At 64.2% G+C, this 23,335-nt stretch carries 22 protein-coding genes; 13 read left to right on the top strand and 9 right to left on the bottom strand.

Features of this window, described 5'->3' with window-relative positions; translation table 11 throughout:
• Positions 1-147 precede the first annotated feature (147 nt).
• Complete coding sequence (locus ACTJKX_RS16090; protein ID WP_440725862.1) at positions 148-552, top strand: hypothetical protein; 405 nt, start codon at positions 148-150, stop codon at positions 550-552.
• An 89-nt stretch (positions 553-641) separates the two neighbouring features.
• On the opposite strand, the gene ACTJKX_RS16085 is transcribed toward ACTJKX_RS16090, so the two are convergent.
• Positions 642-938 (bottom strand): hypothetical protein, encoded by a 297-nt coding sequence (locus tag ACTJKX_RS16085; RefSeq protein WP_068290808.1) that lies wholly within the window; start codon positions 936-938, stop codon positions 642-644.
• A gap of 242 nt (positions 939-1,180) precedes the next feature.
• Between ACTJKX_RS16085 and ACTJKX_RS16080 the strand changes: the two genes are divergently transcribed.
• From ACTJKX_RS16080 to pheT, 3 genes are all read left to right on the top strand, one after another.
• A complete protein-coding gene (locus tag ACTJKX_RS16080; protein WP_311943785.1) occupies positions 1,181-2,071 on the top strand; it encodes a LysR family transcriptional regulator in 891 nt (296 codons plus the stop codon).
• Positions 2,072-2,329: 258 nt separating this feature from the next.
• Positions 2,330-3,115, top strand: coding sequence for a substrate-binding domain-containing protein (locus ACTJKX_RS16075; RefSeq protein WP_440725861.1), 786 nt, complete (start codon positions 2,330-2,332; stop codon positions 3,113-3,115).
• Between the two features lie 344 nt (positions 3,116-3,459).
• Entirely contained in the window at positions 3,460-5,877 is a 2,418-nt protein-coding gene (gene pheT, locus ACTJKX_RS16070; RefSeq protein WP_440725860.1) for a phenylalanine--tRNA ligase subunit beta, read from the top strand.
• Between the two features lie 323 nt (positions 5,878-6,200).
• On the opposite strand, the gene ACTJKX_RS16065 is transcribed toward pheT, so the two are convergent.
• Positions 6,201-7,052, bottom strand: a complete 852-nt coding sequence (locus tag ACTJKX_RS16065) for a hypothetical protein (RefSeq protein WP_311943777.1) — start codon at positions 7,050-7,052, stop codon at positions 6,201-6,203.
• A gap of 849 nt (positions 7,053-7,901) precedes the next feature.
• Here ACTJKX_RS16065 and ACTJKX_RS16060 point away from each other — a divergent pair.
• Positions 7,902-8,702, top strand: a complete 801-nt coding sequence (locus tag ACTJKX_RS16060; RefSeq protein WP_311943774.1) for an undecaprenyl-diphosphate phosphatase — start codon at positions 7,902-7,904, stop codon at positions 8,700-8,702.
• Positions 8,703-8,772: 70 nt separating this feature from the next.
• On the opposite strand, the gene ACTJKX_RS16055 is transcribed toward ACTJKX_RS16060, so the two are convergent.
• Complete coding sequence (locus ACTJKX_RS16055; protein WP_440725859.1) at positions 8,773-9,762, bottom strand: complex I NDUFA9 subunit family protein; 990 nt, start codon at positions 9,760-9,762, stop codon at positions 8,773-8,775.
• Between the two features lie 204 nt (positions 9,763-9,966).
• On the opposite strand from ACTJKX_RS16055, the gene ACTJKX_RS16050 reads away from it, so the two are divergent.
• The 8 genes from ACTJKX_RS16050 to ACTJKX_RS16015 all read left to right on the top strand — a co-directional run bounded on the left by ACTJKX_RS16050 (position 9,967) and on the right by ACTJKX_RS16015 (position 18,279).
• Positions 9,967-10,359 carry a peptidoglycan-binding domain-containing protein gene (locus tag ACTJKX_RS16050; protein ID WP_311943768.1) on the top strand — a complete coding sequence of 131 codons (393 nt, stop codon included), beginning with the start codon at positions 9,967-9,969 and terminating at the stop codon, positions 10,357-10,359.
• Positions 10,356-11,138 carry a hypothetical protein gene (locus ACTJKX_RS16045; protein ID WP_311943765.1) on the top strand — a complete coding sequence of 261 codons (783 nt, stop codon included), beginning with the start codon at positions 10,356-10,358 and terminating at the stop codon, positions 11,136-11,138. The genes ACTJKX_RS16050 and ACTJKX_RS16045 overlap by 4 nt, the downstream gene beginning before the upstream one ends.
• A 171-nt stretch (positions 11,139-11,309) precedes the next feature.
• Positions 11,310-12,608, top strand: coding sequence for an ActS/PrrB/RegB family redox-sensitive histidine kinase (locus tag ACTJKX_RS16040; RefSeq protein ID WP_311943762.1), 1,299 nt, complete (start codon positions 11,310-11,312; stop codon positions 12,606-12,608).
• Positions 12,609-13,272: 664 nt separating this feature from the next.
• Positions 13,273-13,815, top strand: coding sequence for an ActR/PrrA/RegA family redox response regulator transcription factor (locus tag ACTJKX_RS16035; protein ID WP_068290777.1), 543 nt, complete (start codon positions 13,273-13,275; stop codon positions 13,813-13,815).
• A 223-nt stretch (positions 13,816-14,038) separates the two neighbouring features.
• Positions 14,039-15,151, top strand: a complete 1,113-nt coding sequence (locus ACTJKX_RS16030; protein WP_311943758.1) for an S-(hydroxymethyl)glutathione dehydrogenase/class III alcohol dehydrogenase — start codon at positions 14,039-14,041, stop codon at positions 15,149-15,151.
• 195 nt (positions 15,152-15,346) lie between these two features.
• A complete protein-coding gene (locus ACTJKX_RS16025) occupies positions 15,347-15,931 on the top strand; it encodes a Spy/CpxP family protein refolding chaperone (protein WP_440725858.1) in 585 nt (194 codons plus the stop codon).
• Positions 15,932-16,196: 265 nt separating this feature from the next.
• Positions 16,197-16,898: a response regulator gene (locus ACTJKX_RS16020; RefSeq protein WP_256390538.1), complete on the top strand. Its 702-nt coding sequence runs from the start codon at positions 16,197-16,199 to the stop codon at positions 16,896-16,898.
• Positions 16,899-17,025: 127 nt separating this feature from the next.
• Entirely contained in the window at positions 17,026-18,279 is a 1,254-nt protein-coding gene (locus tag ACTJKX_RS16015; RefSeq protein ID WP_440725857.1) for a sensor histidine kinase, read from the top strand.
• Positions 18,280-18,394: 115 nt separating this feature from the next.
• Here the strand turns inward: ACTJKX_RS16015 and ACTJKX_RS16010 are convergent, their stop codons facing one another.
• From ACTJKX_RS16010 to ACTJKX_RS15985, 6 genes are all read right to left on the bottom strand, one after another.
• Positions 18,395-19,009 (bottom strand): alpha/beta hydrolase, encoded by a 615-nt coding sequence (locus tag ACTJKX_RS16010; RefSeq protein ID WP_440725856.1) that lies wholly within the window; start codon positions 19,007-19,009, stop codon positions 18,395-18,397.
• Positions 19,006-19,983: a glutathione S-transferase family protein gene (locus ACTJKX_RS16005; protein ID WP_440725855.1), complete on the bottom strand. Its 978-nt coding sequence runs from the start codon at positions 19,981-19,983 to the stop codon at positions 19,006-19,008. Before ACTJKX_RS16005 ends, ACTJKX_RS16010 begins: the two co-directional genes overlap by 4 nt.
• Before the next feature lie 3 nt (positions 19,984-19,986).
• A complete protein-coding gene (locus tag ACTJKX_RS16000) occupies positions 19,987-20,838 on the bottom strand; it encodes a VOC family protein (protein WP_311943745.1) in 852 nt (283 codons plus the stop codon).
• A gap of 43 nt (positions 20,839-20,881) precedes the next feature.
• Positions 20,882-21,298 (bottom strand): DoxX family protein, encoded by a 417-nt coding sequence (locus ACTJKX_RS15995; RefSeq protein ID WP_311943743.1) that lies wholly within the window; start codon positions 21,296-21,298, stop codon positions 20,882-20,884.
• A gap of 103 nt (positions 21,299-21,401) precedes the next feature.
• Entirely contained in the window at positions 21,402-22,313 is a 912-nt protein-coding gene (locus ACTJKX_RS15990; protein ID WP_440725854.1) for a LysR family transcriptional regulator, read from the bottom strand.
• A 97-nt stretch (positions 22,314-22,410) separates the two neighbouring features.
• Positions 22,411-23,304 carry a transglutaminase family protein gene (locus tag ACTJKX_RS15985; protein ID WP_440725853.1) on the bottom strand — a complete coding sequence of 298 codons (894 nt, stop codon included), beginning with the start codon at positions 23,302-23,304 and terminating at the stop codon, positions 22,411-22,413.
• Positions 23,305-23,335 lie beyond the last annotated feature (31 nt).

The following is a 23,335-nucleotide window of genomic DNA, read 5'->3' as shown; positions in this document are numbered from 1 at the left end:
ATGCGAAGAGCGATGCAAATGCTTTCCCGCGTCGGTAAATCCTACGCGTTCCGCCAGCGATGAAATGTCGACGTTCGCCGTTTTGTTCGCTTATTTGTTCAAGAGGGCGAACGAGCCCGCCCTTCCTTCGTGACGGAGCAAATGTCGATGGCCTCACTGCCCCCATGGCGCGGCATCAGGATCGGTTCGACACCCCGGGGGGAAGCGCCCCTCGCCATCAGGCAGGCCTGGATCGGCCTGACGCTGCCGCTCCTGGAAACGGCGCCGTCGGCGCCGGAGACCATGGTCGTCGAGATCGGGTTTCGCAATCCGGCCGGCCTCCTCGGCACGCTGAAGCAACGCCTGGGCTTCAAGCCGCCGACGGCGATTTGGCAGGCCTACACGGTGCAGGCCGCGAGCGCTCTGCGCCTGCTCGAGAACCATTCCCCGGAAGCCGCGCGATGGTGGCGGCAAAATACGCCTTGGCTGTACCAGCCGGCCCAGGTCCTGGCCTTCGATGCGGATTGCTGCGAACTGGTGTTTGGCGAGAGGGTTCCGGCCAACGAGCCGTGACAAAAAGCGGAAGCCCCGCCGGGGGCGGGGCTTCCTACGGGCTACCGGGCTGGTGTCGGGGCGCAGGGTCCGATAACCCGAAGGCGGGCTTAGTAGCAGACCTTCACGCGCTTCCAGAAACCGCCGTAGTAGCCATCGACCCAACGCTTCTCGATGTGGCAGCGGCGATAATAGACCGGGCGGTAGTCGTCATAATAATAGCGGCCACCGTAATAGCTGTTGTTGTAGGCGGAACCGGCGAGGAGGCCGCCCAGCAGGCCGATGCCGGCGCCGGCGGCGAAGGCGCCACCACGGCCATAGCGGGCCTCGGCGGTGCCGGTGGTGGCGATTGCGGTGCCGGCCAGCGTGGCGGCGACCAGGGCTCCGGTCAGGATCTTCTTGAACATCGTCTCGTTCCCGTTCTTGTCTTGCGCGGTGCTGCGCTTGATCTGATGGGAGGACAATGCCACCGCCGCCCCGGCCTCTCCGTGCGATTCGTCACGGGATGCAACCGAGGCGTGTCCGGGCTCAAGACGATCAGGCGGGCGCCGATTGCCCTTCACCGGCCATGGCGACATAGTAGCCGCATGAGCAGAGAATCGAACTTACGGACGCCGCGATCTTCCATCCCCGATCGGAAGGCCGCGCCATGATCGACAAGCTCGAATTCCTGATCGCCCTCTCGCGCGAGCGCCATTTCGGCCGGGCCGCCGAGATCTGCGGGGTGACCCAGCCCACCCTATCGGCCGGCATCAAGCAGCTCGAAGGCGAACTCGGCGTGTTGCTGGTGGCGCGCGGCTCGCGTTTCCAGGGCTTCACGCCGGAGGGCGACCGGGTACTGGAATGGGCCCGGCGCATCGTCGGCGACAGCCGCGCCATGCGCCAGGAGGTGGAGTCGCTCAAGCGCGGCCTCAATGGGCACCTCACCATCTCGGTGATCCCGACGGCGCTCTCCATGGTCGCCTCGATCACCACGCCCTTTCGAGCCCGCCACCCCAACGTGACGTTCTCCATCCTCTCGCGTCCCTCGACCACGGTGCTGCAGGAACTGGAGGACCTGGCCATCGATGCCGGCATCACCTATCTCGACAACGAGCCCTTGGGGAAGGTCTCGACGGTGGAGCTCTATCGCGAGACCTATTGCCTGCTGACCGACGTCAACGGCGAATTTGCCGGCCGCAGCACGGTGAGCTGGGAGGAGCTCGGCCATGTGCCGCTCTGCCTGCTCACACCCGACATGCAGAACCGGCGCATCGTCGACCATCTCCTGCGCAATGCCGAGACGCCGGTGGCCCCGACCCTGGTCTCCAACTCGATGCAGGTGCTGCTCTCGCATGTGCGCACGGGGCGCTGGTCCAGCGTGATGCCGTCGATCCTGATCGAGATGCTGGGCGCGGGCGACCATGTGCGCTCGATCCCCATCGTCGAGCCGCAGGCGCACCACAAGGTCGGCCTGATCACGCCCAAGCGCGAAACCCAGACCCCTCTGGTCGCCGCCCTGATCGCCGAAGCCAAGCGCTACGCCATGCAAATGGGATGAGGTATTAAGTGCAGTGTCGCCGTAACCTTGATTTGGGAAGAGATCGGAGACGGCGCGCTTCCAATTGCAAAAGATCGAAGTCTGGTCCCTCAAGCAGGCCCCGCCCCCGTAACGCGGGTCCCCGAATAGCCTTCGACGGCGCGGCAGGCCTGACCGCAACGCTCTTCGTCTATCGCCGGTATACCGCCCGCGAGTCGGCTCAACCTGGCAGACCCGCCTGATACCCCGACCCTGGGCACACTGTTGGTGGAGAAGAACATGAGACCTCCTTCGATCTCCCGGCGCGTGCTCTTTGCCCTCGTTGCGGCGTGTGTCCTCGCAGGTTCAGCGGCCCAAGCCGTCGAACTCCGCGTCGTTTGTTCAGGCGGCTTTGCGGCCGCCTTTCGAGAACTGGCCTCCGAATTCCAGCGGCAGAGCGGACACACCCTGGTGACGGAATGGGGACCGTCGATGGGTAACACGCCCAATGCCGTTCCCCAGCGCCTGGCCCGCAACGAGCGTATCGATGTCGTGATCATGGTTGGCTACGCCCTGGACGATCTCGCAAGGCAGGGCAAGGTCGTTCCAGACAGCCGTGCCGAGCTGGCGCGCTCTCTGATCGGCGCAGCGGTCCGGCGGGGCGCACCCCATCCAGATATCAGCACTGTCGAGGCATTCCGTCAGACCCTTTTGAATGCCAAAAGTGTCGTTTACTCCGACAGCGCCAGCGGCGTTTACATTCAGTCGGAGATGTTCAAGCGCATGGGCATCGCAGACCAAATGACAACCAAGGCGCGCATGGTTCCGGCCGAGCCGGTGGGAGAGGTCGTAGCCCGGGGCGACGCCGAACTCGGCTTCCAGCAGATCAGCGAATTGAAGCCGGTGAACGGGATCGATCTCCTTGGGCCGATTCCGGCTGAGGTGCAGAAGGTCACCATCTTCTCGGCCGGCACGGTGTCGACGAGCCACAACCAAGCGGCGGCGCGCGAACTGATACGGTTCCTGGCGTCGCCGCGGGCAGCTGCCGTCGTGACGGCAAGTGGAATGGAGTCAGTCGGGAAGTAGCGGGCAGGTCATTGAGGAACTGGTCCGGCCAGCGCCGGCGAACAGGATCGTGGCGTGCGAGTGCTTGGCTGGCTCGCGCCAAACTGCCGGACTGTGCCCTTGTTGAAACAAGAAGTTCAGATGACAGGGACATCATTGATGTCGAGGGACGGTCCTCCACCTGGAATTGCGGAGCCAGCGAGTTGTGCCAGCCGACCGGATGAAATCCTGCTGGGACGGCGGCTCGGGAACAGCACGGGCATCCCGCAACGTTGGCCGTTTTCGCCGACAGCTGGGATTTCTTTGCATCTTCGCGCCCGACGCGCTATCCGCATGGCCAAATCGATTGGACTAGGCTGCCCGCAATGAAGTTCACGCTTTCCTGGCTCAAGGATCACCTCGAGACCGACGCCACGCTCGACGAGATCGTCGACACCCTCACCCGCATCGGCCTGGAGGTCGAAGGGGTGGAGGATCCCGCCAAGAAGCTCTCGGGCTTTTCGATCGCCTATGTCGTCTCGGCCGAACAGCATCCCAATGCCGACAAGCTCAGGGTCTGCATGGTCGACACCGGCAAGGGCGAGCCCGTGCAGGTGGTCTGCGGCGCGCCCAATGCGCGGACCGGCATGAAATCGGTGTTCTCGCCGCCCGGCACCTATATTCCGGCCAAGAACATCACGCTCGCCATCGCCCCCGTGCGCGGGGTCGAGAGCCGCGGCATGCTGTGCTCGGAATTCGAGCTCGAGATCTCCAACGAGCATGACGGCATCATCGACCTGCCGGCCGACGCGCCTGTGGGCATGTCCTTTGCGGAGTATGCCGGCCTCAACGACCCGGTCATCGACGTGAACCTCACGCCGAACCGGCCCGACTGCACCGGCGTCGCCGGCATTGCCCGCGACCTCGCCGCCGCCGGTCTCGGCCGGCTGAAGACGCCCGCCGTGCCCTCCGTCGCCGGCGAAGGCCCCTGCCCGGTCACGGTGACGCTCGATTTTGGTGACACGCCCTCGCTCTGCCCGGGTTTCGCGCTTCGCCTGGTGCGTGGCGTCAAGAACGGTCCCTCGCCCACCTGGATGCAGCGCCGCCTCAGCGCCATCGGGCTGCGCCCGATCAATGCGCTGGTCGACATCACCAATTACGTCACCTTCGATCGCGGCCGGCCGTTGCATGTCTTCGACGCTGCCAAGATCGTGGGCAATCTCACCGTCCGGCGCGCCCGCGAGGGCGAGAGCATCGTGGCGCTCGACGGCAAGACCTATGCGCTCAACGACAGCATCTGCGTGATCGCAGACGGCAAGGGCCTGGAATCGATCGCCGGCATCATGGGCGGCGAGCATTCGGGCTGTGACGACGATACCACCGACGTGCTGATCGAATCGGCGCTGTGGGAGCCGCTGAACATTGCCCGCACCGGACGTGCGCTCGGCATCAACACCGATGCCCGCTACCGGTTCGAGCGCGGCGTCGATCCCGCCTTCATGGTGCCGGGCGTCGACCTCGCCACCCAGTTGGTGACGGAACTGTGCGGCGGCAAGCCGAGCGAGACCTTCGTGGTGGGCGGCGTCACCGCCGCGCCCGAGGTCCTGGACCTGCCGGCCCACGAGGTTGCACGCCTGACGGGCCTGTCGACCAGCCTCTCCGAAAGCGCCGACATCCTCGAGCGCCTCGGCTTCGGGGTCATCCGCAAACCCGATTCGCTGGCGGTGACGGCGCCGAGCTGGCGCCCCGATATCGAGGGCAAGGCCGATCTCGTCGAGGAAGTGATGCGCATCGTCGGCGTCGACGCCATTCCGGTGACGCCTCTGCCACGCGAGGCCCATGTGCCGCTGCCGGTACTCACCGTGCTGCAGAAGCGCACCCGCCTGGCCAAGCGCAGCCTCGCCGCCCGCGGCCTGATGGAAGCGGTGACCTGGTCCTTCATCGCCAAGGGTGAGGCCGAGCGCTTCGGCGGCGGCCAGCCGACACTGTCGCTCGCCAATCCGATCGCCGCCGATCTTTCCGACATGCGCCCCAGCCTGCTGCCGGGGCTGATCGCGGCCGGCCAGCGCAATGCCGATCGCGGCACCGGTGACGTCGCCCTATTCGAGGTCGGCCAGATCTTCCGCGGCGACCGGCCCGAGGACCAGAAGATCGCCGCAAGCGGCATCCGCCGCGGCCAGGCGCGCCCCGGCGGCTTCGGCCGTCATTGGTCGGCGCCGGCAAGTCCCGTTGACGTGTTCGACGCAAAGGAAGATGCCCTCACGCTGCTGGCCGCGCTCGGCGCACCGGTCGCCAGCTTCCAGATCGTCTCAGGGGCGCCTTCCTGGTATCACCCCGGCCGCTCCGGCACGATCCAGCTCGGCCCGCAGAACATCATCGGCTGGTTCGGCGAACTGCATCCCTTGGCCCTGGAAGCGCTGGATGCCGGTGGACCGGTGGTCGGCTTCGAGATCATCCTCGACGCCATCCCGGTGCCCAAGCCCAAGGCAACCAAGACGCGCGGCGTGCTGGCCCTCTCGCCCTTCCAGCCGGTCACCCGCGACTTCGCCTTCCTGGTCGCGCGCAAAGTCAGGGCCGCCGACATCATCAAGGCCGCGCAGGGCGTCGACAAGAAACTGATCTCGGGCGTGTCGATCTTCGACATCTATGAAGGCAAGGGCATCGGCGAAGATCAGAAATCGGTCGCCGTCGAAGTGGTGCTGCAACCGCAGGACCGCACGCTGACCGATGTCGAAATCGATGCCGTTGCCGCCAAGATCGTCGCCGAAGTCGGCAAGAAGACCGGAGCGACGCTGCGCGGATAAGACAGGCCGCCGCCCTTGGCGCGCGCCTGTGCTGTCGGGAAGAAAGAGGCGGACCGGACCCTATTGCGGTTCACTTAAGCGTTTCGGGGGGCTCGACCTTTGTCATTGCCGGGCTTGACCCGGCAATCCGGCTCCCCGACGGTTCGTCCGTGGGGCTTCTGGGTAGCCGGGTCAAGCCCGGCTATGACAAATTCGGAACGGTCCCTGCTTAAGTGAACCGTATTACAGTCCCGGCCCGCCTTTTATTCGAACGGCATGACAAGGCGTTCCGGACCAGGGCGCATTCCAGCCATCAAGGCTTGCGCCGGGGTGCCCCTCGCCGCTCAGGCCTTGCCGCCGGCATGGAGGACCGCCTGCAGCAGCAATGACATCTGCAGGGCGATGAAGGTGTCGACGAGTTCGAACAAGCTCGCATGGATCTCGATCGCCCGTCCCCCCGGAGCGTGCAGGGTGACATAGCCCTCTTCGGCCGCGTCCTCGAGTAAACGGCGGACATGGACACGCGAAACGCCAAAGCAATCGGCGACGGCGCCATAGTGAAAATGGACGGTACGATCCTTCAGGATTTCGCCCGGCATTTCCGTTGCAATCAGCCTGAGCAGGATCTCGAAACCGGCATCGCGCGCCATGAAAAGGCGCATCTCGGGCACCAGGTCGACCAGGGTGCCGTGCATCAGGAAGTAATTGCTGCAATAACGCGCCAGCGTGCCGAGAAAGGCATCGTCGATCTCCACCCGCCGAACGGCGTAGTCGACATGCTGCAATTGCGCCAGCGCCTGCAGATAGGGCGTGATGACCTGCTTGGCGATGGTGATGCCGGCGCGCGTCGCCTCCAGGCGTTTGATGCGCTTGTCGCGCAGATCCTTGATCTGGCGCAGATAGCCGGCCTGGCGCAGCAGGTTCAACATGGCCCCGATGCGGTTGTGCCCGGCCAGGGCATGCACGGTACAGAAGGTCTGAACATCCGCTACCGTGACACCGGCCGGCGGATCATGGGGCGAGGCCGCGAAATGACGGCTCAGCACATAGGCGCCCACGATCAAGCGGATCTCATCCGTCGCCATATGGATCAGCGGCAGATGGGTCTTGAGAATGGCGACATAACGGCGCGCGAAGAGGGTCCGCGCAGCTTTGAAGCCGCTATGCGCTCTCAGGGCCTGGGCTTGTGCAATCACAGCTGACTGGTAATTCGGCAACGGAACGTTGAGCGGGTTCTGCAAACCGAAATGGTCGGTCGTATGAATCTTGGCGCACTCCGATAGAGACCCTGCGCTTCTCCAAGACAACTCGGTCAATCACCGCCTCTTTTTGCATGGGCTTGTGGTGTAACAACTGAGGACAAGTAAGAAGACGGCCCGGATCGGCCGGGCGTTCACTCCCACTGCAACAACATCATTGCAGCTCCACAGTTCCTATCATGTCGGTGAAAATTTAAAAGAAAATTTTACCCTACGATATCGATTACAATACCTAATGAATTTTCATTGCCACCTACACCTAACTAAGTGGTAAATATACTACTTAAGTACTAAATTTGACGTAAACCGAAAACGAGCTTCGGAACGGGAAATCTTTCTTCCAGAGCGCCCCGCCCCCACCAAGACAAAATAATGTCTAAATAAAATTTACTTGGACAAAATCATATCCAAACATAGGATTATATCCGACCTAATCTATTACTTTGCAACATTTCCGCGCTCTTCCTAATTCATTCCCAAACGGCATGTCGACGTCATTCTCTCGAAATGCCTGCCGCGAGAGCCTTGGCGAGGTTGGGACGCATGAGAATAACGGCATCCCCCTGACTTAGACGCTGCGAAGGCCACGACCGCATCGCGAACCGCCCGCTTCTCGTCGCAGGGATGCCCGCACCGCTGCGTCATGGTTACTGTTTGGTTATAACTCGCGCCTAGAATCACCGCGATTCCGGCTTCCGCCTCGCACCAGCGAGGCGCGGGCCGCTCCCATCATCCGCACGGGCGACCTGTGGCCGCATCGGCGCCCGATTCTCGCGAAGGCATCCCATGACCCTGGCCAATATTCTGGAAGCGATCATCCTAGGCGTGGTCGAAGGCCTGACCGAATTCATTCCGGTCTCCTCGACCGGCCATCTCCTGCTTGCGGCGCGTTACCTGAAATTCGAGGGCGACGATTCTTTCGTGATCCTCATCCAGCTCGGCGCGATCCTGGCCTTGCTCGCCGTCTATGCCGAGAGGCTGTGGCGCATCGCCACCGCCCTGCCCAAGGACCGGGAGGCCCAGCATTTCGTCCTCGGCGTGCTGGTTGCCTTCCTGCCGGCCGTCGTCCTCGGCGTGCTGCTCGAGCACAAGATGAAGCAATATCTCTTCAATGTGCCGGTGGTCTGCTACGCCCTGATCGCCGGCGGCCTGGTCCTGCTTGCCATCGAACAGTTCAAGATCGAGAAGCGCTTCTCCAATTGCTATGTGCTGCCCCTGCCGGTCTATCTGAAGATCGGCCTGTTCCAGTGCCTGTCGATGATCCCCGGTGTTTCGCGCTCGGGCTCCACCATCGTCGGCGGCATGCTGCTCGGCCTCGACAAGCGCTCGGCGGCGGAATTCTCCTTCTTCCTGGCGATGCCGACCATGGTCGGCGCCTTCGTCTATGAATTCGCCAAATCCTACAAGACGATGACGACCGACAATCTCGGCCTGACCGCCATCGGCTTCGTCACGGCCTTCATCTCGGGCTGGTTCGTGGTGAAGACTTTGCTGGATTTCGTATCCAAGCGCGGTCTCGCCCTGTTCGGATGGTGGCGCATCGTGGTCGGCGTCCTCGGCCTCGCAGCCTACTACACGATGGGCTGAAGACGAGCTCCAATGCAAAGGGCCGGTCCATGGACCGGCCCTTTTCCGTTCCGACTGCCGTTTCCGGTCGTCAGGCCACCTTGTTCTCGAACTGGCCAGCCTTGCGAAAGCGCCACAGATAGCTCGGCGCGATCGCTTCCACCGTCGCCGGCTGGATGCCCAGTCCTTCCAGCGTCAGGCCGGCCTTGCTGGCGTCCTCCGTCACGACATTGTCGTGGCGCAGCAGCGTGACCTGATCGCGCGTCAAGGGCGGCGTGAACAGGCCGAGCGACAAGGTCCCCAGCAGCTCGAACACGGTCGCCTGCACATTGGCGATGGCGAAAGGCATCGGCACCAGCAGGCGCTTGCGGTTGGTGGTCTTGAGCACATATTCGAAGATCTGGCGCAGGGTCAGCACTTCCTGGCCGCCGAGTTCGTAGGTCGCGCACGGCTTCAGGGCCCCCTCGGCGCCGCGGGCCAGCACTTCGGCGACATCGCCGACGAAAACCGGCTGGAACTTGGTCTCGCCACCGCCGATCAAGGGCAGCACCGGCGACATCCGCGCCAGACCGGCGAACTTGTTGAAGAAATCATCATCCGGCCCGAACATCACCGAAGGCCTGAGGATGATGGTGTCCTCGAAAGCGGTACGGGCCGCTTCCTCGCCCTTGAGCTTGCTCTTGGCATAGAGCGAATCGGAGCCCGCATGCAGGCCGAGGGCCGAGACATGCACGAAGCGCTGCACGCCGGCGGCCTTGGCAGCGCGGGCGATCGCGCCGGGGCCGAAAGCCTGCACCGCGTCGAAACTGTTGGCGCCGTGCTCATGCATGACGCCGACCAGATTGACCACCGCTTCGGCACCCTCGACGGCGGCGGCAACCGACGCCGGATAACGCAGGTTCGCCTGCACGCCGTGGATCTGGCCGACGGCGCCCGCGGTCATCAGATATTGGGCGAGATCCGGGCGGCGCACGGCCACGCGCACGCGAAAGCCGCGCTTGGCGAGCGAGCGCACGAGATTGCGGCCCACAAATCCCGATCCACCGAAAACCGTGACCAAGCGATCGCTGACTGGCGCCATTTGCTAGAAACCTTCGAGAATGGACGATTGGGTTTTCCTTAGCGCGGCAGGCCGGGACTGTATAGAGCAATAAGCGCCCCCTGGGTTGCCTCCCGCCACGCAGACGAAACATCGGGCAACGCAGAGTGGGCCGGAAGCATCCGCTTTACTTTTAATCCGCCGCATCTCACAATTTCTCGCATACTTTATCCATGGAGACGCCCAATGGATATCGCGCAGTCGGTTGGAAGCGGCGGAACCAACGCGAAATGTGACGTCTTTTGCGTGCAACTGCTGCTCAATGTCTGGCGCGCGAGCAAGGAGCTGAGAGAGATCCGCGAAGATGGGATCGTCGGTCCCGAGACAATCGCAGCAATCGAGAAGTTCCAACACGATGTCACGAAATGGGTCGATGGGCGCGTTGACCCAGGCGGCAGGGCACATCGGGCCTTGAGAGAGTTCGCCGCACCCTATGTCAACGAGGCGCTTGGTTTCATTTCCCTCGGCATCCCGACAACCGTTATTCCGCTGGAATATGAGAACCTCGTTCTGCCAACGAGCGAGCTGAACATCGTGCGGATCGACCGACTTCGCCAGAACCGCGATATATCCAGATGACGGAAGTGCCGATCGTCGATTTCATGAAGCTGTTCGACAGCATCAGCGCGCTGCTCAATCAGCTTGCGCGAGGCCAGTTTTTGCGCGGAACCTTCGAGGCGGCATTGGTTGAAGCCCAAGGAGCGACTTGGGTCGGCGGCTCTACGGGAAATCACCTGAAGGAACTGACCGACGCGCGCGCGATGCTGGTGAACACCGAGCAAGGCATTCGTAAGATCGTGGACATCATAGGATTTCAAAGTCCGCAGGTCTCGGCCCGTCTTAGCAGGATTCTCGACGACAACTTGTTCAACAGGACGGGCCAGCTGCGTGCTGCCATTACCGAGACCGAGACGCTGGCCGCCGAACTCAAGGTGAGCAACGGGACGCGCTTTCAGGGCGTGCAATTTTTCGAGGGCGGCCCCGGCGGCAATGTGGCGCGCACCCTATCGTCGTTGCCGTCGGAACAATTGAAGACTCCAGCGCTTCAATCCCAACTCAGGCAGGGCGTGGATGCGACGCTGCTGCCACGGGCACACCCACTGGCTCAGCGCACCATGGAAGCGCTTCGCCAGATGCCTGTGACGTTCGAAGACATCAAACAGAACGTCGGCAAGATAACAACCAGTCTCATAGGCGCCATCCGCCTGTGGATGAGCCAATTCATGCAACAGGCCGGAGCGGCTGCGCGCCTAGCGATGGTGGCACTCGAACAGGCACTGGTCTCTTTCGGCAGCCGCCTCACCACGCCTCTCATTTTGATCGGGCGGCCATGGGGCGAACCACCTCCCGAGGCTTGAACCTTTAGCAGCGACGCCCGCAGGCCCTAAGGGAGGCTTGCTCCGAAGCCGGCTCTCGCAGAAGATCGGCTGGAATCAGGGAGGAGCTGGCATTGCGGCGCAACCCTGAAGGATGACTTCGCCGTTTCATCCGCCCACCAAAGAGCATTCCGTCGAGCGACCCGTGAGCAGATGACCGCCTCTGTGATGCCCCATGATGGCCTCGGCCTCGATACGCTGCGCCTGGAAACCCTGATCCGGCTGCGCTGGATGGCGATCGCCGGCCAGCTGGTCGCGGTTCTCGGCGTACGCTACGGTCTCGGCTTCCCCGTGCCTCTGCAGGCCTGCCTGCCGCTGATCGGCGTCTCCATCCTGGTCAATGTCGCCTTGCGGCTGCGCTATCCGGCGACCGAGCGTGTCGACCCGGCCCGCGCCGCTACCCTGCTCGGATTCGATATCGTGCAGCTTGCGGCACTGCTCTTCCTCACCGGCGGCCTGCAGAACCCCTTCTCCTTCCTGTTCCTTGCGCCGGTGATGATCTCGGCGACCTCGCTGCCGCCCCTGATGACCCTCGCGCTCGGGCTCCTGGCCATCGGCTGCGCCTCCCTGCTCACGGCCTGGCACCTGCCCCTGCCCTGGTTCGAGGGGAAAGAGTTCGACATGCCGATGCTCTATGTCATCGGCATGTGGTTCTCGGTGCTGCTAGGCCTGGCTTTCATCGGCGTCTATGCCTGGCGGGTGGCCGAGGAAGCCCGCCTGCTCTCCAATGCCCTGGCCGCCACCGAACTGGTGCTGGCGCGCGAGCAGCATCTGTCCCAGCTCGACGGCATGGCCGCCGCCGCTGCACATGAACTGGGTACGCCGCTCGCCACCATCGCGCTGGTGGCCAAGGAGCTGGAGGTTGCCGCCCCGCCGGAAGGCGATTTCGTCGACGACATCCGCCTGCTGCGCAGCCAGGTCGAGCGCTGCCGCGAGATTCTGGGCAAGCTCGCCTCGCTGGGCGACGATGGCGGCACGCCCTTCGCCCGCCTGCCCCTGCCGCTGCTGATCGAGGAAGTGTCCGCGCCGCATCGCGATTTCGGCATTGCCATCTCGGCCGAATTCCAAGGCCTGGAGGAGGATGCTCCCTCCGCCCCACGCAATCCCGGCATGCTCTACGGTCTCGGCAATATCGTCGAGAACGCTGTCGATTTCGCCAAATCCAAGGTGAGCATCACCGCCAGCTGGGATGCCAAGACGGTGACGCTGATCGTCGGTGACGACGGCCCCGGCTTTCCTTCCGAAATCATGGGACGCCTCGGCGATCCCTATGTCACCCAGCGTCGCCCACGCCTGCCGGGCCAGCCGGGCGGCGGCCTCGGCCTCGGCTTCTTCATCGCCAAGACGCTGCTCGAGCGTTCCGGCGCCGCGATCGCCCTGGCGAACCGCTCCTGGCCGGACAGCGGCGCCGTCGTCAGGCTGGAATGGCCGCGCGACGTCTTCGAGCGCTAAGGGCTCGCAGGGCTTCGCTCGGACATGGACAAATCGCCTCCGATACCCCTAAGCGATTGCATTCTCCAGATTATTTGTAAGACCTTTCATTCAAGAAAATGCATCAAAACAAAGACTTAAGGAAAATTTGCGTTACAATGCCTCCAAGACTGCTCGTCGAGCCGCGAGAAAAAACTGGTGGAGGCCGCGATCAACCAAGCGGGAACAGCGAGTACTGCCAGGACTTGTGCCGGTCTTCTCGGTGCCGTGCGGCGGCAAGGATATGCAGCTGGTATGCAGGTCGCGCCCGACAGCAACGCGCGGGCTTCGCTGCTCGAATTCTTTCCGCAGGCCCTGATCGCATGCATCGTTACCCCGGCCACGCCCCATAATAATCTCTGGGGATTGCAATCGGCGCATAACCGAATAAACGATAGCTGGCTGTCGCCAGTGAAATTTCTTCACTTTGCCGCTATAGTCCCCACTGTGGCGAACTGTCGCGCCAAAGGAGGCGATCGGGGTCTTCGATCACTTGACCATATCGTCAGCAACGGGTCGGTCTGCGATGCGTTGCCGACGATAAGGTCCGGAGGGAGCGGGGGTCTCGCGCTGAATTGGCGAGATGCTTTCCCTTCACGCGAAACGGAGCCCCTTCGCTCGAACCAAGGATAGGTGAGTCCGCATTATGGTTGCCCCTGAATTTCCCGATCGTTCACTCCTTCTCGTCGATGACGACAAGGCGTTCCTGCAGCGTTTGGGCCGAGCCATGGAAGCCAGGGGCTACACCGTCACCACGGCCGACACGGTCGCCGAGGGACTGGCGCAGGTGGAAGGCTCGCCGCCCGCCTTCGCCGTGATCGACATGAAACTCACCGACGGCTCCGGCCTCGACGTGATCTCGCGCCTGAAGGTGAAGCGCCCCGATGCGCGCGGCATCATCCTCACCGGTTACGGCAACATTGCCACCGCCGTCACGGCGGTGAAGCTGGGTGCCTTCGACTATATCGCCAAACCGGCCGATGCCGACGACATCCATGCGGCGCTGATGGCCGATCCCAGCCACAAGCCGGAGCTGCCCGAGAACCCGATGTCCGCCGACAGGGTGCGCTGGGAGCACATCCAGCGTGTCTATGAGCTCTGCGGCCGCAACGTCTCCGAGACCGCGCGACGCCTGGCCATGCACCGGCGCACCCTGCAGCGCATCCTGGCCAAGCGCGCGCCACGATAGTTTGTCGTACTTTCACCGGCCATAAGACACTTCTAAGCCGCGAGGGAAACATCGCACTCCCGCGATGCTTGCGCTTCATGCCGCATCCGGCTAGCCCTTTGGCGAATTCCGGAGCAGGACGCATTCAAGCAAGAATGCTCATCTGTTCCGGCTCTTAGGTTCGGCGCGTCTTTGCGGATCTTGCCGATCCCGGCACATCGCAAAACGCTTGAGGGAGTGAATCATGAAGACGAGAGCGGCTGTGGCATGGAAGGCGGGTGCGCCCCTGACGGTCGAGACCATCGAGATCGGCGGCCCCAAGGCGGGCGAGGTGCTGGTCGAGATCATGGCCACGGGCGTGTGCCATACCGATGCCTACACGCTGTCCGGCGCCGATCCGGAAGGCCTGTTCCCTGCCATTCTGGGCCATGAGGGTGCGGGCATCGTGCGCGAGGTGGGTGCCGGTGTCACCAGCCTGAAGCCGGGCGACCACGTCATTCCGCTGTACACGCCCGAATGCCGCCAGTGCAAAACCTGCCTGTCGCAGCGATCGAACCTGTGCACCGCCATCCGCAGCACCCAGGGCAAGGGCGTGATGCCCGACGGCACCAGCCGCTTCGCCTGTGACGGCGGCGAAGTCTTCCACTATATGGGCTGCTCGACCTTCTCGAACTTCACGGTGCTGCCGGAGATCGCGCTGGCCAAGGTGCGCGAGGACGCTCCCTTCGACAAGATCTGCTACATCGGCTGCGGCGTCACCACCGGCATCGGCGCGGTGATCAATACGGGCAAGGTCTGGCCCGGCGCCAATGTCGTGGTGTTCGGCCTCGGCGGCATCGGCCTCAACGTGATCCAGGGCGCCCGCATGGTCGGGGCCGACAAGATCATCGGCGTCGATCTCAATCCGGCCAAGGTCGAGATGGCCAAGAAGTTCGGCATGACCCATTTCGTCAATCCGGCGGAAGTCGGCCATGACAAGGTGGTTGAGGCCATCGTCGATCTCACCGGCGGCGGCGCCGACTTCTCCTTCGAATGCATCGGCCTGCCGGTGACCATGCGCCAGGCCCTGGAATGCTGCCATCGCGGCTGGGGCGAATCGATCATCATCGGCGTGGCGGCCTCGGGCCAGGAAATCTCCACCCGTCCGTTCCAGCTCGTCACCGGGCGCGTGTGGAAGGGCACCGCCTTCGGCGGCGCGCGCGGCCGCACCGACGTGCCGAAGATCGTCGACTGGTACATGGAGGGCAAGATCGAGATCGACAGCCTGATCACCCACACCATGCCGCTCGACGAGATCAACACCGCCTTCGACCTGATGCATGAAGGCAAGTCGATCCGCTCGGTGGTCACCTTCTGAGGACCGGCTCGATCCGAGCGACGCCCTTTCCATCCAACCGCGCTCCCGCTCCGGCGGGACGCGGTTTTTCCTTATGTGCTTCATCTAACTTTACAAATGCCCGGACGGCGCGAAACCTCCCCCGGCTAGGCTTCGTCATCCCGCAATGCCCGGCGCGGCCCTTGCCGTGCGGCACTGCCCTTGATGGAGACTGACATGAGTGAAAGCCCGAACGCTTCCGTCCCCGCCCGCCGCTGGCCACGCGTGCTGGTGCTCGGCAGCGCCATGGCGGCCGGCATCGCCCTCGGCGCCGGCGGATTGGCTGCTGCCGCCGTAATGGGCGGTGGTGGCTGGCATCACGGCCCCCGGCTCGAGCGCATCCAGAATTTCGTGCGGATGTCGCTGGATTCGGTCGCGGCCACCTCCGAGCAGGAGGCCAAGGTGCACGACATCGTCGCCGCCGCCTATACCGACCTCGCCCCCAAGCCGGAAGACAGGGCCGCCTTCCGCAAACAGGCCATCGATCTCCTGCGCGCGCCCACGATCGACAAGGCGGCGGTCGAGAAACTGCGCAGCGACTTCGTAGCGCGGACGGACGCCAAGTCGAAACGCTTCGTCGAAGCCGTGCTCGCTACCGCCGACGTGCTGACGCCCGAGCAGCGCGCCAAGCTGGCCGATCATGCCGATCTTTGGCGCCCGCACGGCCCGATGATGGGCGGCCATCGCGGACACCCTGACGGACAAGGCCGCCCCGAACGGCCGGATGATGGCGGCCAGGACGGCGAGAACGGCGACAATTGAGGCCCCTGGAGCAGAGCGCGCTTGGAGACCAACGCTTTGCTCCAACTCGCTGTTGCCAGGCCAATCCAACGGATTGGCGAGTGTGCCTTCGCGATACATGGCAATTCCATCAAGTCGCGAAACGCTCTAGGATCGATACAGAATGACGGCCGCTCCTCCCGGGGAGCGGCCGAATGGATTTTTCTTCAACTCTTTGTTTTGACGCATTTTCTCAATTGAAAAGCCGACCGTCTTTTCCAGAAAATGCATTCGTGCGGAGCAGGCAGTGGGCGTGGAACGCATCCTGATCATCGACGACGACACCAGGCTGGCCGCCATGCTCGGCGATTATCTGGCGGCGGCCGGTTTCGACGTCGACCACAGGCCGTCGGGCACGGAAGGCCTCGGCGCCATCGAGCGCGACGGCTACGATGCCGTGGTACTCGACATCATGCTCCCGGACTTCGACGGCTTCGAGGTCTGCCGTCGCCTGCGCATGCGCTCCAACATTCCCGTGGTGATGCTGACTGCAAGGGGCGACGACACCGATCGCATCGTCGGGCTCGAGATCGGCGCCGACGACTACCTGCCCAAGCCCTTCAACCCGCGTGAACTGCTCGCCCGCCTGCGCGCCGTGCTGCGCCGGCGCACGGCGCCGGCCGAACTCGACAACCAGACCCTGCGTTTCGGGCGTCTCACCATCGATCGCGGTTCGCGCAGCGCCCGCATCGATGGCGAGGAACGCCCGCTCACCAGCCATCAGTTCGATCTGCTCCTGGCGCTGGCCGATAATGCCGGCCGGGTGCTCAACCGCGAAAGATTGATGGATCTGGTGAAGGGCGAGGAGCTCGAGGTCTTCGATCGTTCGATCGACGTGCACATCTCCCGCATCCGCGCCGCCATCGAGGACGATGCCAAGCATCCGCGCCGCATTCTCACCGTGCGCGGTGCCGGCTATGTCTTCGCCAAGCGGCAGGATGCGGACTAGAGCAAAGTGCGATTTCGCTGAATCGCACTTTCTCTCTAACCTTTTGTTCTGACGCGTTTTCTTAATCGAAAGCCTATCAACTTTTTGGAAAACGCTCTAGCCTGATCGGGACCAAGAGCCAGCGCCCATGCTGATATTCTTTCGCAAGCGTCTGTTCTGGCAGGTCTACCTCACCCTGCTCGCCTGCCTGGTGGTGCTGGCGCTGCTGGTCGGTACGCTCTGGCGCATAGCCGGCGACACGGCCGGGGAGCGCTGGGGCGCGCTGCGCGTCCGGCTGACCGACGAGTTGGTGCGTTTCCAGGAACGTACGCCGGAGGACCTGCCCAACGAGATCCGCAAGCTCAGCGAGGAAATGGGCGCCTCGATCTCCGTCTACAGCAAGGAACGCGTGCTGATCGCCTCGCGCGGCTTTCCCATCGCCCTGCCGGCCGGAGACGACGATGTGCCACAGCGCTGGCTCGACCATGTCGTCCGCCTCGACCTGCCGGGGGGACGCACCGTGCTGGCCCAATTGCCGAGACCGCCGAAACCGGGACTGCGCGTCCTCTTCCTGGTCCTGTTGGTTGCCGGCGGCGTCGGCATCGCGGCCTGGCCGGCCACGGCCCGGCTGACCCGCCGCCTTGAAACGCTGCGTGCCGGTGTCGAAAGCTGGGGTAGCGGGGCCCTGAACCGGCGTGTGGCGGAACAGGGAACCGACGAGGTCGCCATGGTGGCCCGCAGCTTCAATGGCGCCGCCAGCCGGATCGAGGCCCTGGTCAATTCCCAGAAGGCGCTGCTCGCCAATGCCAGCCACGAATTGCGCTCGCCCCTGGCAAGGCTGCGCATGGCGGTGGAAATCGGTGCAGACAAGCCCAGCCCGGCTGTACGCGAGGAGATCAACCGGGACCTGCAGGAGATCGACCAACTGGTGGACGAGATCCTGCTCGCCAGCCGGCTTGACTATGCCACCGCCACGCCGCTCGAAGGGGCGCCGGTCGACCTGTTGGGCCTGGCGGCGGAGGAGGCCGCCCGTACTGGCGCCGCGGCCGATGGCGAGCCTGTTGAAATCCGTGGCGATGCCACGCTGCTGCGCCGGCTGATGCGCAACCTCCTGGAGAATGCCGGTAAGCATGGCCGGCCCCCGGTGGAAATCACCATTGCCAGCGATAAGGGGCGGGCCCGCATCGAGGTGTGCGACCGCGGCCCCGGCATTGCCGAGAAAGAGCGAGATCATCTGTTCGAGCCGTTCTACCGGCCCGCCGGCCGCAGCGAGACCTCCGGCGGCTGGGGCCTGGGCCTGGCCCTGGTGCGCCAGATTGCCGGACGCCACCGCGGCTCGGTGCGCTGCGAAAGCCGCGAAGGCGGCGGCAGCCGTTTCGTGGTGGAACTGCCGCTGGCGTGAATGAGTACCGTATGTACCGTCGCGCAGCCCCTCATCCTTACCCTCTCCCCGTAAGAACGGGCGAGGGTAAGGATGAGGGGCTGCGCAAACATCTCAGAGACGTGCCGGGCCAACGCTAGGCATGCGCTCGGGTGCCCAGGCGCCGAGCCAGGAAATCCACCGCCTTCATGGCGCCTTCCGATGAGATGGTGTGATCGAGGCCGGGCTCGATGAAGAGCTCGGTGTGGACACCTGCACGATCGAGCCGCTCGGCCGCCGCCTCGCTTTCGCACGCGGGAATGATCCTGTCGGCCTCGCCATGGACCAGCAAGGCGGCGCTTCCCGCCGCCGGTGCCAGGGGGTCCGGTGTCGCCAGCCTCGCGGAAAAGGCGACGACCGCCAGCGGCCAGCGGCCGGAAGCGAGTGCATCGAGCGCCATGATCCCGCCCTGCGAAAAGCCCGCCAATGCCACGCGTTCGGGCGCCTGCGAAAAGCCGTGCCTGTCGATGGCCTCCTGAACGGTGGCGTCGAAGGCGGCCCGGGCGGCGACAATGCGCCCGCCGCGATTCTGCGCGTTCACACCGGCGACGCTGAACCATTGCCGGCCCCGGCCGCCCTCGAAGACGAAGGGCGCGTCCGGCGCTGCCAAGGTGGCGCCCGGCAACATTTCGCGCCAGATGTCACCCAGATGCATGAGGTCACCGCCATTGCTGCCGACACCATGCAGGAGGATGATCAGGCTCTCCGTCATGCCGCCTTGGCCTCGACCGTGGTCAATCCCGGCAGGTCGGGGCCGATAGGCACGATGCCATTGGGATTGAGCGCCTTGATCGAATAATAGCCGCGCTTGATGTGATCGATGCTGACGGTCTCGCGGATCCCGGGCACTGCCAATATCGCGGCGAGATAGGCCGAGAGCGCCGGATAGTCGGCAATCCGCCTGAGATTGCATTTGAACAGCCCGTGATAGGCGGCATCGAAGCGCACCAGCGTCACGAACAGGCGGATATCGGCTTCGGTCAGGCGGGTGCCGAACAGGAAGGGGCCGCCGGCCGCAAGACGCTGCTCGATCCGGTCGAGCATGGCGAAAATGCCCCAGAAGGCGGCCTCATAGGCCTCTTGCGTGGTGGCGAAGCCGGCGCGATAGACGCCGTTGTTGAGGCTGGGATAGATGGCCTCGTTCAGGGCGTCGATCTCCGGGCGCAGATCCGCGGGGTAGAGGTCGATGTCATTGCGGGCGAGGGCGCCGAAACCATCATTGAGCATGCGCAGGATATCGGCGGACTCGTTGTTGACGATCGTGCCGCGCTGCTTGTCCCACAAGACCGGCACCGTGGCGCGGCCGGTATAGTTGGGATCGGCCCGGGTATAGATCTCGTGGATATAGGTGGCGCCGTTCACCGTGTCGGGCGTCGCGCCGGGGTAGGTGCCGAAGCGCCAGCCCTGTTCGGTGGTTGAAGGTTCGACCACGCTGACGGAGATGGCGTCATCGAGCCCCTTGAGCCTGCGGCCGATCAGGGTGCGCGAGGCCCAGGGGCAGATCAGTGCGACATAGAGATGATAGCGTCCGGTTTCGGCCTTGAAGCCGGCCTCGCCCGTCGGCCCGGCACTGCCGTCGGGCGTGACCCAGTTGCGGAACTTCGAGACCTGGCGCACGAAACCGCCCTGCTTGTCGGTCGCCTGCACCGGGTGCCAGTCGGCGCTCCATTTTCCGTTGACCAGCATGACTCAGCCTTTGCGGGTGACGATGGAGAACGAGGTTCCCCAGGGATCGTGCAGGGCGAAACCGCCTTGCTTTTCCGTAGTGGCAACGCCGGCAGCCCGTACACGGTTCCGCAAGGCGGCAAGGATGTCTTCATCGGCTGCGATCATCGCGACCTCGGCCAGGCCCGTCGAAGGGAAATCGCGCGGGCCCGCCCCTCGGCTGTTCCAGATATTGGCGGCCAGATGATGGTGATAGCCGCCCGTCGCATAAAAGCTGGCGCCCGGATAGCGGGCGGTGAGATCGAAGCCGAGCGCACCGCCGAAGAAGGCATCCGCCGGCTCGGTGGCGCCGACCTGGAGATGCACATGGCCGACGATACCGCCTGCCGGATAGCCTTGCCAGCGCGTCGTGCCGGCAGCGGCGATCACGTCCTGCACGTCCAGGCGTTCGGTCGACATCGTCACCGTGCCGCCGTCGACGGTCCAGGCACTGCGCGGGCGATCGGCATAGACTTCGATGCCGTTGCCTTCGGGATCGGACAGATAGATCGCCTCGCTGACCAGGTGATCCGAAGCGCCCTGAAGCGGCAGCCGCGCCTCGACGGCATGCTTGAGCCAGCGGCCGAGATCGGCCCTGTCAGGCAGCAGGAAGGCCGTGTGGAACAGGCCGGCCTCCCGGGGCGAACGCTGCCGGGCCTTGGGATCATGCCGCAGTTCCAGGAGCACCGTCTCGCCGGTTCCGAGCCGGCGCAGGCCCGCCTCCGACGACACCACCTGCAGGCCGATCGCCTGTTCGTAGAAATGGCTTGTCGCATCGAGGTCGTGCACGGTCAGGCCGACCGTGCCGATGCTGAGGGGAGCGTCACTGGCTGACATGATATCCTCCGGACGAGGGCGGGTTAACGCGCCAAGCATTGCGTCAGTTGGCGGCGGCGCGCGAAGGGGTCGGCCTCAGCGCCAGGGCACCGTCGCCGATCAGGGCAAGCGCGAGAAGGCCGGCGATCCACAGCGCCAGGAATTCCCAGCCGCCATTGGGATTGGTGAAGAAGAAGCCGGCCGGGCCGTGCACAGTGGCGATGGCGCCTGCCAGCACCGGAATCAGTGCCAGGGCAGCCAGGCGCGGCCAGACGCCGAGAATGAGCGCAAGCGCGCCGATGACCTCCCAGGCAATGGTCACATAGGCCAGCGCCGGCGGCAGGCCGAGCGAGCCGAAGAACTGGGCGGTGCCGGCCGGCGTGAACACGAAGATCTTCAGCCCGGCATGGGCCAGGAAGAGAACGCCGAGCGCCAGGCGCAGCAACAGGGCGGCATAGGGGGCGGTGCGGGTGTCGAACATGATCGTCTCCAGGGGCAGGATTGCTGCCTGTACATTGCACCATTTCCGTTCTGGCGATTATCCTGGCTCAAGACAGAACATTAATTCCATTGTGGAACTTATGTCAGGACCATCCCTGCTCCCAGGGCGGCCTGCCGCGATAGCGTTCGGCCAGGAAATCGACGAGAACGCGGATCTTGGCCGCGAGATGCCGGCCGGGCGGATAGAGGGCATAGGCGCCGAGCGGCCTGTCCTCGAAGCTGCGCAGCACGGGCTTGAGGCGGCCCGCCCGCAGCGCCTCGCCGCCCAGGAAGCTCGGCCCACAGGCAATGCCGAGCCCTGCCTCCGCCGCCTTGAAGCTCGCCTCCCCGTTCGAGAATTGCAGCCGTCCCCTGACCGCCACCTGCAGCGACGCGCCATCCGTCTGGAAACGCCAGCTCAGCGGATCGCTGTAATTGGTATCGATGATGCATTCATGGCGCGCCAATTCGCGGGGGTGCAGGGGCTCGCCATGTTCGGCGAGATAGACGGGTGCCGCCACCGTCACCATGCTGACCTCGCAGAGTTTGCGGGCGATCAGGCTGGAATCGCCGGGATTGCCGATGCGAACTGCCATGTCGAAGCCTTCGTCGACCAGGCTGACCACGCGGTCGGTGAAGCCGACATCGAGCTGGATATCGGGATACAGCTTGGCGAAGGCGACGAAAGCCGGCGCCAGATGCATAGTGCCGAAGCTGAGGGGCACGGAGAGTTTGATGCGTCCCGCCGCGAGGCCCGAGGCGCTGCGCACGGAGGCATCGAGGGCATCGAACTCCTCCAGCACGGCCTTGATGCGATCGTAATAAGCGCGGCCGATCTCAGTCGGCGACAAGGCCCGTGTGGTGCGCTTGAGCAATTGCACGCCGAGATCGGCTTCCAGTCGCGACACCAGCTTGGAAGCCTGGCCGGAGCTGGTACCGAGCCGGGCTGCCGCGCGGGAGAAGCTTCCGGCTTCCAATACTGCCACGAACATGCGGTCGCATTCGAGCCGTTCCATGGACTGCTTCCGATTCGGAGAGAATAGTCGACATTCTAGCCCCGAAGGTCCCCGCTCGGAAAGAATATTGGCCTTTAAACAGGGCCGAAAATCACCTCTACGACGACCGCCTCCCCACCTCGACCTCCTCGACGTCCACGCCGACCCACAGTCCGATGAAGGCGGTGGGCGTGCCGATGAACGAGCCGGCGATCGGTATCGCCTGATGCGGCTCGCGCACCGCCGCGATGCGAATCAGGCGGTCGGACGCCACCAGGCCATTGGTAGGATCGAACTCGATCCAGCCAATATCCGGCAGATAGACGTCGGCCCAGGCATGGCTCGCACCGGCGCCCTGCAGGATCGGCGCCCCTCCCTCGGGCGGCGGGTCGAACAGATAGCCCGAGACGAAGCGGGCTCCAAAGCCGAGCAGCCGGGCCGCGGCGATGAACAGAGCCGCGAAGTCACGGCAGGCGCCGCTCCGGTTTGCGAAGGTGACGGCCGGATCCTGGGTCGATTGCTCGAAGCGGGTGACATAGGCGAACTCGCCATGGATCTCCTGGCACAGGCCGGTGAGAAGATCCCGCGCACCGCCCGGATGGCGCTTCGGCGCCCCGGCGATCCAGAGCCTGAGATCGTCGGGATAGTCGTCGGCCGAGGCGAGCATGGCAGCACCGAGATCGATGGTCTCGTCGGCCGAATAGGTCACCGGGAAAGGCGCCTCGCCGCCGGTCAGGTGGTTGGTCGGCGCCGCCGAGGCGAAGCGCTCGATCTCGAGCCGGCTCTCGATCGACAATTCGCTGGCTCGCCCCGTGAACACGCCGGTACAGACCTCGTTGCCGAAGACATCGTATGTCCAGGCAAACTCGGCCGGCAGCGAGGTGGTAAGGGTAGCCGAGATCAGCCGCATCTCGTGACTGTCGCGTGGGCGCAGCATCATACGGTGCGGCCCAAAGCTGACCGATTCGGCATAGCGATAGGTCGTGCGATGGCTGACGATCAGGCGTTTCAAGGCACGAACTCCCTTCAGGCAGTAGATTCGC

It is taken from the genome of Labrys sp. 22185 (assembly GCF_052045555.1).
In the GTDB taxonomy this organism is placed as follows: domain Bacteria; phylum Pseudomonadota; class Alphaproteobacteria; order Rhizobiales; family Labraceae; genus Labrys; species Labrys neptuniae.
The sequence above is the reverse complement of the archived record's forward strand: the minus strand, read 5'-3'. Positions and strand labels throughout refer to the sequence as shown.